This window comes from Acinetobacter sp. WCHA29 (assembly GCF_002165335.1).
Taxonomy (GTDB): Bacteria; Pseudomonadota; Gammaproteobacteria; order Pseudomonadales; family Moraxellaceae; genus Acinetobacter.
In genome coordinates this window covers 1-5,433 of record NZ_NHRQ01000041.1, presented here as the reverse complement: position 1 = coordinate 5,433, position 5,433 = coordinate 1, and the positions used below count along the sequence as shown (strand labels likewise).

Annotated in this window: 1 protein-coding gene and 1 pseudogene; one reads left to right on the top strand and one right to left on the bottom strand. The window is 41.9% G+C overall.

Translation table 11 applies throughout. The features are described from left to right. Positions 1-224 precede the first annotated feature (224 nt). A complete protein-coding gene (locus CDG59_RS14735; RefSeq protein ID WP_171295057.1) occupies positions 225-5,090 on the bottom strand; it encodes an SdrD B-like domain-containing protein in 4,866 nt (1,621 codons plus the stop codon). 230 nt (positions 5,091-5,320) lie between these two features. On the opposite strand from CDG59_RS14735, the pseudogene CDG59_RS15230 reads away from it, so the two are divergent. Next, positions 5,321-5,433, top strand: a pseudogene (locus CDG59_RS15230) (IS701 family transposase); the annotation flags it as partial.

Below are 5,433 nucleotides of genomic sequence, written 5' to 3'. Positions count from 1 at the left end.
CATGTTTAATTCGTCTGATCACAGATACTTTATAAAGCATTTTAATACTTTTTGAATCCGTCAATGCGTAAGTCCTATCATCTTAAAATCCTATAAATAATCTTTCACTTTTATGACATCAATATGAATCCTTTAATTGAGAATTCAGAACTCCTCCCCCTATCAAAACACCCAGCAAGTAGCTAACAGCCAGACTTCCTGAGCATTTTGCAATAACCACCCCATCACGGTGAAACACAGAACCTCACTGTACCCGTAGCAGAAGGTGGCAGATTACCTGTCAACACCCACTCTAGCTGGCCATTGTTATGGGTTGCTGTACAACCTGTAATGCCTGAAGGGGTAGACTGGCAATTGATGCTACCAAACGTTGTATCCAATGGCACACTGTCTTTCAGCTTTACATTTTGCAACACTTTCACACTATTGTTCTTATAGGTGATCTCATACTCCAGTTTTTGTTGGCTGGTCGCCTGATTGTTGATCGCAAAAGAAGTGCTGTCACTCACTGTTGATGGGCACGTGGCAACGGTACGTACTCGTTTCTGCAAATCAAGTCCTGCACTGCCAATCAGGGTGGTATCCTGTCGCTGGTTGCTTTGTCCTGTGATCGTTTGCGATGGATTACTCAGGCTAATCTGATAGCTGGCCTGTAGTCGGGTCATTTGCTGTGCGCCTGCATAGGCATTACTTGGCGACAGGACACGCTGTACCAGACAGATGTCGGTTGCTGGCTGTAACAGGATTGGGCTACCTGTGGTGGGGTTAAATACACTTTCCCCCGCGTCCACTTTGCCATTACAGTTAGTATCCTGATAGATAATAGCCTGCCATACCTGATCTGTACTGGAAGCTGGCTGTTGTGCCAGATTTTGTACCATCTGGGTAATGTTCACAGGCGCGTAACTGATCAGTCGATGTGGATAGTCAGTCACTTCTCCTGCTTTAATGGTATGTTGCCCATCTTCTATGAGTATCACGCTCAGATTAGCATCGCCAAAATTTCCTGTGGTATAGCTGGCTACAGTACTATTTGCCACGCTAATGGTATCGGTACTACGTGTGTAATTGGCAACACCGCTAACTGAGGTAAAATTTTGCGTATTAGTTTCTATAATACAATAGGGACTTGGCAGATTTGCATTACGAATAAACTGATAATCACCTGCTGCATTGGTTGTGGTTTCTGCAATAATACTACTAATACAATTGGTCAGTTGAATCCTCGCACCAGCAATCCCATTCTCGCCAGTATCTTGTACACCATTATAGGCATTAGCAAAAATATTATTTACTGTGCCGCCATTATCATTAAATACCCTTCCTGAAACAATCAGTTGTGAGTTAACACTCACGCTAGACTGGTTATTATCCAAAATAAGCTCAGGTGTCGAACCACTTACATTTGCTGTATTGATAATCGTCCCTAATTGTCTGGAAACTGCCTGTACTCTGACTTGCTTAGTTGTAGCTGGAGTCATTAACCCCATGTTGCAAGTCAGGGTCTTATTGCTACTATTGTAAGTACAACTTCCCCCTGTTATGGTATAGGAAACATAATCAATTCCTACAGGAATAGTATCTGTGAGAGTCACATTACTGTTTGCAGGCCCCTCATTGAAAATATTAATGGTATACCAAAAAGATTGATTAACATAAATATTTGTACTATCGACCAATTTGGTGACCTGAACATCTGTTCCAAGTTGCACTGTGGTATTTTCACTATCACTATTATTGGTCGTTAAACTATCTGTTTCACTTGCCTGAACACTGACCTGATTGACATCGGTACCAATATACTTTGCCAACATACGGATAGTAATCGTTATTGTTTGACCCGCCTCTACACTTCCCAGATTACAGAGCATTTGATGACTGCTATTTGGTGTTGTGCAACTTCCCTGCTGAGGGGTGGCATCTATAAATTCAAGATAAGTATAAGGCAAGTTTTCAGTGACTATCACATTGGTTGCAACCGAAGGCCCCAGATTATTTACTGTTACCGTATAAACCACAGTGCCGTTTTGCGCAACAGGATCAACCAGATCTGATTTATTGATCACCAGATCAATGACAGCAGAAGTTACTGTTGTAGACACTGAAGATGTGTTGTTGGTACTCACAGCATCATAAATATCGGAACTAATAGTGGCGGTATTTATGATGTTTGTACCTGCTGCTGCCTGTTGGGGACGCACCACCACTGTCACTGATTGCGTAGTATTATTGGCTAAACTTGCCCATTGGCACTGAATTTTTCCTGCTGTAGGTACGTCCTGCTGACAAGTACCAGCGCCTGTTGGTGTGATTGACATCACTGTCACATTACTCGGTAAAGTATCAATAACAGTAACATTGGTAGCAACACTAGGACCATTATTTCTGGCGGTTAAAATATAGGTCAGGTTCTGACCAGCAGCAACCGTGGTTAAGGAAGCACTTTTGCCGATCTGCAAATCAGCACTTGGCAGTACATCTAAGGTCACAGTACTGCTATTATCTGTAAAATCTGGATCAGCAACAACAGCAGTACTGACAAAACTGATACTGGCTGTATTTGAACGTGCCGTCCCAACCGTCCTAGGTGTCACAGTCACAGTAAATGAAGTACTCGCCCCCACTGCCAGACCACCTGCATAATCACAAGTCAAGGGAGTGACATTTCCTGTTCCTGCTGTGGTACAAGTCCAGCCATTGGCTGTCGCTGTCGTAGACACCAGTGTTGCCCCTGGATCAGGATTCATACTATCAACCAAACGAATAGCATTTGACGCTCCCACTGGTACAGCAGTTCGCCCCTGATTCGTCACCACAAAAGTATAGGTATAGCTCTGTCCCATATAAACACTAGTGGCTGACACTGTTTTAACCAGTTTTAAATTGGCATCATCCAGAATAGTGGTTTGCTGTTGGGCAGTATCATTGCTGCCTATTGGATCGTTTGTGGTCACTACTTGTGAGTAGTTAGTCATTGTTGTGCCGTTATTGGCTTTTAATACCACATCAATATCATTGGTTGTATTTACCGTCCAGGTAGATGAAGCGCTCACAGTGCGGATACAGGTAATCACCGTGCCAGTATCACTACAACTCCAGCCTTGGGTAGATACAGTGGGTGCATAACTCACAATGGTAGAATTGACAGGAATGGTATCCGTTACTGTCACTGTACGACCCGTTGGCATATTAGATGGTCCATTATTGGTTACACGTAAGCGATAGCGTACATTACCTGTTACTGCCACAGGATCAGGTCCATAAGTAGTATTGCCTGATACGGTATCGTCCTTAACAATTGACAAATCACTATAAGTACCACCTCCTGATGTATCTACAATCGTCAGCGTATTGTCTGACTGGTTATTACTCAGATCAGGATCGGATATGACAGAGCTAATATTGCCAATATTTTGCTTCACCCCAGTACTGGTAAATTTTGCGGACAGTGTGATGCTACCATTATTACTACTTGATACCACCAGACCATTGGTCAGTGTACATGTAATGGTTGTAGGTCCATTAATGGGAGAAGCTGTGCTTGCAGTTGGACAACTCCAGCCAGCTGGCGCAGTAATCGCCGTAATTTGAACACCACTAGGCAACGTATCAGTAATCGTTACTGTTGTTCCAGCAGGGATTGGAGATGTACCCGCATTACGATAAGCAAGCGTGTAAGTTGCTGTAGAGTTTAAAGCACGTACAGCACCAGAACCATTGACAGTTTTAGTAATTCTCAGATCGGCATTTCCGTTCACTGTATGTGTCACTGAAGCTGTATTATTGCTGGTTGCAATATCAGTTAAGATATTACCCACAGAACCTACTGTTGCCGCATTAGTCAATGTACCCCCTTGAGTTGGGATAAAATCAAACTGGATAATCCCCAGACTTTGTGTTGTCGTACTGGTATTCACATAGGGTGTTGAAGAGTCACAAATGACACTCACAGGGTTACTGGCTGATACCGTAAAAGGTAAAGTCTGGCTTGGACTATAATCACAACTCCATACCCCTGAATTACCAGATACTGTTGGTGAAGTAGTGACCTGTATATTATTCGGTAATGGATCCGTGACTCGAACCGTTGCACCTGCTGTATCCCCAATGACTAAAGACGGTGTTAGACGATACCGATAAGTCGCACCTGCACCGATCTGTGTACTCGTCCCAATGGTAGTATTTGACGTATTGGTAAGTACCTTTGCCACACTTAAATCAACCGCCTGATTTACCGAAGTATTTTCTGTAACCGTATTATTGGCAGTGTTTTTATCAGCCATCGTTGAACTCACGCTGGCTTCATTGGTTACCGTCCCATAAGCCAATGCCTTGACGGGTACTGTAATATTCTGAAAACTTGCATTGACTGCCAAGGCATTATTGGCTTGTATATTTCTCTGACACGTTACAACAACTGGTCCATTTTGGGGAAATGTTGTACCACCAGAACTACTACAAGTCCAATTAGTACCACTGGGTAGACTTTGTAGACGCATACTGGATGGAATATTATCTGTTACAGTCACTGTATCTGCTGTAGTATGAGCAAAAGGCCCTAAATTCTTGATCGCCAGCACATAATTATAAGTCGCCCCCTCTGATACTGGATCAGCACTATCCGTTTTTGTGATTTGCAAATCAGCACTTTGTACAACTGTTGTTGTTTCAATCTTACTATTATTGGTTAAATTAGTATCAATTTGACCACTTGAACCTGTGAAGGTACTGGTTAATGTCCCTGGTGTGGTGGGTACAGTCACCTTAATCACAATATTGACTGCCGCATTATTATCAATATTACCCAGACTACAAGTAATTGTTGTTGTACCTGTACATGTCCCCTGCGAAGAAACGACACTTTGCAAACTTACTGTTGCAGGTAACGCCGCCGTCAAACTAACTCCTGTCGAATCATCAGGACCATTATTAGCTACATTCAGAGTATAAGTTAATGTCCCACCTGCTGCGATTGGGTCAGGACTATCATTCTCATTGACAACAATATCAACAGCAGCATGTAAAATAGATGTATATAAGAAAACAATAGCACAAATAAATAAATAAAAGATTTTATTAACTTTTATCACAAAAATTCTCCTCCATCGGTGGGACATTTTTCATCAATAATGAAAGTGAACAACTTCAATCTGACCTTTATTTTTGTCCTAATTAAAGTTTTAATTAACCCTAATGAGTAGCCACACATAATTGTGTGAAATATATCACGTAATTTACAATTTTAAAACATATTTAACATTAATTAGGACTTACGCATTGACGGATTCAAAAAAGTACTAAAATACTTTATAAAGTATCTGTGATCAGACGAATTAAACATGCTTCTAGAGCAACTTGTACTCTACCCATTTATATGGGCTTTCTCATGACAGAACCGAACTCTATTAGCTGCACACAACTTGCCGAGACTTA